The organism is Halomonas sp. 707D4, assembly GCF_024158685.1.
In the GTDB taxonomy this organism is placed as follows: domain Bacteria; phylum Pseudomonadota; class Gammaproteobacteria; order Pseudomonadales; family Halomonadaceae; genus Vreelandella.
The window spans coordinates 1-3,563 of record NZ_JAMZBD010000334.1; the positions used below are offsets into that span (position 1 = coordinate 1).

The following is a 3,563-nucleotide window of genomic DNA, read 5'->3' on the forward strand; positions in this document are numbered from 1 at the left end:
CGGTTACCTGTTCGGGCAGTACAAGCGGCTGACGGGACGTTACGAAGGCGTGCTGACCGGCAAGGGCCTTTCCTGGGGAGGCTCATTGGGCCGCAAGGAGGCCACGGGGTATGGGGCCGTCTACTTTGCCCAGAACATGCTGGCCGACCGGGGCGAAACCCTCGAAGACAAGACGTGCCTGGTCTCCGGTGCCGGCAACGTGGCCATCTATACCATCGAGAAACTTCTGGAGCTCGGCGCTCGGCCCGTTACCTGCAGCGACTCCCAAGGCATGATTCATGATGCGGAAGGCATCGATATCGCGCTGCTCAAGGAGTTGAAGGAGCGTCGCCGGGGTAGCTTGGAGGAGTACCTAGGCCAGCGCCCGCAAGCGCACTACATTCCCGCACGCGATTACCCGATGAATGGCCATTCGGTGTGGCACATCAAGGCAGACGCCGCCTTCCCTTGCGCGACCCAGAACGAGCTCACCCTGGAAGATGCCGAAGTGATGCTGGCTCACGGCGTGCGTTGTGTCAGCGAAGGGGCCAACATGCCATCGACCAAGGAAGCGGTGGAGCTTTTCCTGGAGGCCGGCATCGCCTACGGACCCGGCAAGGCGGCCAATGCCGGTGGCGTGGCCACCAGCCAGCTGGAAATGGCCCAGAATAGCGCCATGGAGCAGTGGCCTCTCGAGAAAGTCGATGAGAAGCTTCAATGCATCATGGCGGACATCTACCGTCAATGCGCCGAGACCGCCGCCGAGTTCGGCGACGCCGGAAACCTGGTACTGGGCGCCAACATCGCGGGCTTTCGCAAGGTGGCGGATGCGATGATCGACCAGGGCGTGATGTAGACGCCCTCACGCCGGCGAATACATCGCGCGGCCTGAACAGAGGGTCTCTCCCTTCGGGGAGGGGCTTTTTTGCGTGGGTGGCCGTTGCCACCTATCGGTTTATTGAACAGGCGGTATTTCTTGAGTTGCTTTACCTGGAGAAAAGACATGGAGCAACGCCCACCCATCATCATCAATCGTCTGGACGCCGAGCGCCTTCAACGCTTGATCGACAACGCCCTGCCCCATGAGCAGGCGGTAGCGAATCTTCTGGAAGAGGAGCTGACCCGGGGCGAGGTGCTGGACCCGGAAGACATCCCGGATAACGTCGTCAGCATGAACAGCCGTCTTCGTTTTACGGATCTGACCCACGGACGCGAGATGGTCCGCACTCTCGTCTACCCGCACGCCCTGGAGAGCGTTGACGATGCCATTTCGGTCATGGCCCCGGTGGGGGCGGGCCTGATCGGCCTCAAGGTGGGCGATGTGATTACCTGGCCGCTTCCGAACCACACCACGGTGGACCTGCGCATAGACGCCATTTACTGGCAACCCGAACGCGAGAAACAGTACCACCGCTGATCATGTGCTGAAGGGCGGCACGCGCCGCCCTTCAGAGTCAACGCGCCAAGCGCTCTAGATATCGAATCCCGCTTCGCGGGCAAGCGTGGTATTGGCTTGCAGCCAGCCTTCGATGTGGCCGCAGTCGAAGGTGCGACCGCGCATGCGGAAGGCCTGGACGGTCTGGCCTTCCTGCATCAGGCGGTCGATGGCGTCGGTGAGCTGGATTTCGTTGCCGGCGCCAGGGGCCTGATCGTGAAGAAGCTCCATGATGCGGTACGGCAGCACGTAGCGGCCGATGACCGACAGGCGCGACGGGGCATCTTCCGGTTTGGGTTTCTCGACCACGCCGCGCATGTCGGCGCTTTCACCGGCCTGGGGTTCGTCGCAATCGACGATGCCGTAACGGTACACTTCGTCCTCGGGCACCGCTTCCACCATGATCTGCGAAGCGTTGTTGGCATCCCAGCGCTTCACCATGTCGCCCAGGTCGCAGCCCTGGCCTTGCGGCTGGGGCTTCACCAGCACGTCCGGCAGGATGACGGCGAAGGGCTCGTTCTGGTCCAGCAGATGGGCGGCGCAGTAGATGGCGTGGCCCAGGCCCTTGGCGTTGGGCTGGCGCACGCTGGTGACCTTGAGTCGAGGCGGCGCGATGGCCGAGAGGGTTTCCAGCAGCGCATCCTTGCCCTTGGTGGCCAGCGAATGCTCGAGCTCGAAATGCGCATCGAAGTGATCCTCGATGGCCGACTTGCCCGTGCGGGTGACGAGGATGATCTCGTCGATGCCGGCCGCCAGGGCCTCCTCGACCACGTGCTGGATCAGCGGGCGATCCACCACCGGCACCATCTCCTTGGGAATCGCCTTGCTGATGGGCAGAAGGCGTGTACCGAAACCCGCCACCGGAATGATGGCCTTACGGACCTGAGTCATTGAATCATCCTTTGTCATGCAACGTCTTCGCGTCATCTGTCATGGCGAGCGGTCACTGCCGCCACGCCTGAATCTTTTCGAGCAGTGCCCCGGTGCTGGGGTCGAACACCGTGGGCGTATCCACCGGCTCGCCTTCGAGCTGCTGATAAAGGCTGGTGGCGAGCTTCTTGCCCAGCTCCACCCCGGGCTGATCGAAGGGGTTCACGTTCCACAGCACCGACTGCACGAATACCTTGTGTTCGTAAAGCGCCAGCAGCGCGCCGATGCTCCAGGCATCCAGACGCTGCATCAAGATGACGCTGTTGGGCTGGTTGCCGCGGTAGCCCTGGGCCATTTGCCCGCGCGAGACCGCCGGGATCGCGTCGTCACCGAGCGCGAACAGCTGGGACTGCGCCAGGCAGTTGGCGAGCGTCAAATGCTCCTGTGCGTTCAGGGTATCGGCCAGCGGCCCTTCGATGCCATGCTCGCGGCTGGCCACGGCGATGAAATCCGCGCTGACCGTATGGCTGCCCTGATGCAATAGCTGATAGAACGCGTGCTGGGCATTGGGGCCGACATCGCCCCAGATGATCGGGCAGGTGGCGTGGGGCACGAGCTTATGATCGAGCCCCACGCTCTTGCCGTTGGACTCCATTTCCAGCTGCTGGAGGTATGCCGGCACGCTCGCCATACGCGCATCGTAAGGCAGCACCGCGTGGGTGGCGATATTCAGAAACTGCGAATTCCACGCCCCGATGACGGCCATGAGCACCGGCACGTTCTCCTGGAGCGGCGCGGCCAGAAAGTGCTTATCGATAGCGTGGGCGCCTTCGAGCAGCTCGTCGAACGTCTTCATGCCGAGCTGCATGGCGACACTCACCCCGATGGGCGACCAGATCGAGAAGCGCCCGCCGATCCACTCCTTGAACTCGAGCTGGTGCGCCTCGGGAATGCCGAATTCGGTCATCTTGTCCGCGCGGGTGGACACGCCGATGAGCTGATGGCCGCACAGCGTCTGAACGTCGATCTCCAGCGCTTCGCTCAGCCAGGTGAGCGCCGTTTTCACGTTGAACTGGGTGTCGGCGGTAGTGAACGACTTGGAGGCCAGCACCAGCAGCGTGGTTTCCGGGTTCAGCCGCTCGATCAGCGGCAGCAGCTGGGCGCCGTCCATGCTGGACACGTAGTGCACGCCCACGTGCTGCTGGCTAGGGCATTGGCCCAGGGTTTCGCTGATGAGCTTGGGGCCAAGATCCGAGCCGCCCACGCCGATGTGCACCAC

The 3,563-nt window shown here is 63.0% G+C and carries 3 protein-coding genes and 1 pseudogene; 2 read left to right on the forward strand and 2 right to left on the reverse strand.

What is annotated here, in order from left to right:
- Together BIS11_RS13145 and rnk are read left to right on the forward strand one after the other, a co-directional pair.
- Positions 1-835: pseudogene (locus tag BIS11_RS13145) on the forward strand (NADP-specific glutamate dehydrogenase); the annotation flags it as partial.
- A gap of 147 nt (positions 836-982) precedes the next feature.
- Positions 983-1,396, forward strand: coding sequence for a nucleoside diphosphate kinase regulator (gene rnk / locus BIS11_RS13150; protein ID WP_253586229.1), 414 nt, complete (start codon positions 983-985; stop codon positions 1,394-1,396).
- A gap of 54 nt (positions 1,397-1,450) precedes the next feature.
- Here rnk and BIS11_RS13155 read toward each other — a convergent pair whose 3' ends face one another.
- Together BIS11_RS13155 and pgi are read right to left on the reverse strand one after the other, a co-directional pair.
- A complete protein-coding gene (locus BIS11_RS13155) occupies positions 1,451-2,305 on the reverse strand; it encodes a UTP--glucose-1-phosphate uridylyltransferase (RefSeq protein WP_253426748.1) in 855 nt (284 codons plus the stop codon).
- A gap of 52 nt (positions 2,306-2,357) precedes the next feature.
- Positions 2,358-3,563, reverse strand: a 1,206-nt coding sequence (gene pgi / locus BIS11_RS13160; RefSeq protein WP_253586230.1) for a glucose-6-phosphate isomerase, incomplete at its 5' end; no start/stop codon positions are given.

Bases quoted from the DNA above. Each gene is read 5' to 3' on its own strand.
- rnk (WP_253586229.1), top strand. From the start codon at position 983: ATGGAGCAACGCCCACCCATCATCATCAATCGTCTGGACGCCGAGCGC.
- BIS11_RS13155 (WP_253426748.1), bottom strand. From the start codon at position 2,305: ATGACTCAGGTCCGTAAGGCCATCATTCCGGTGGCGGGTTTCGGTACA.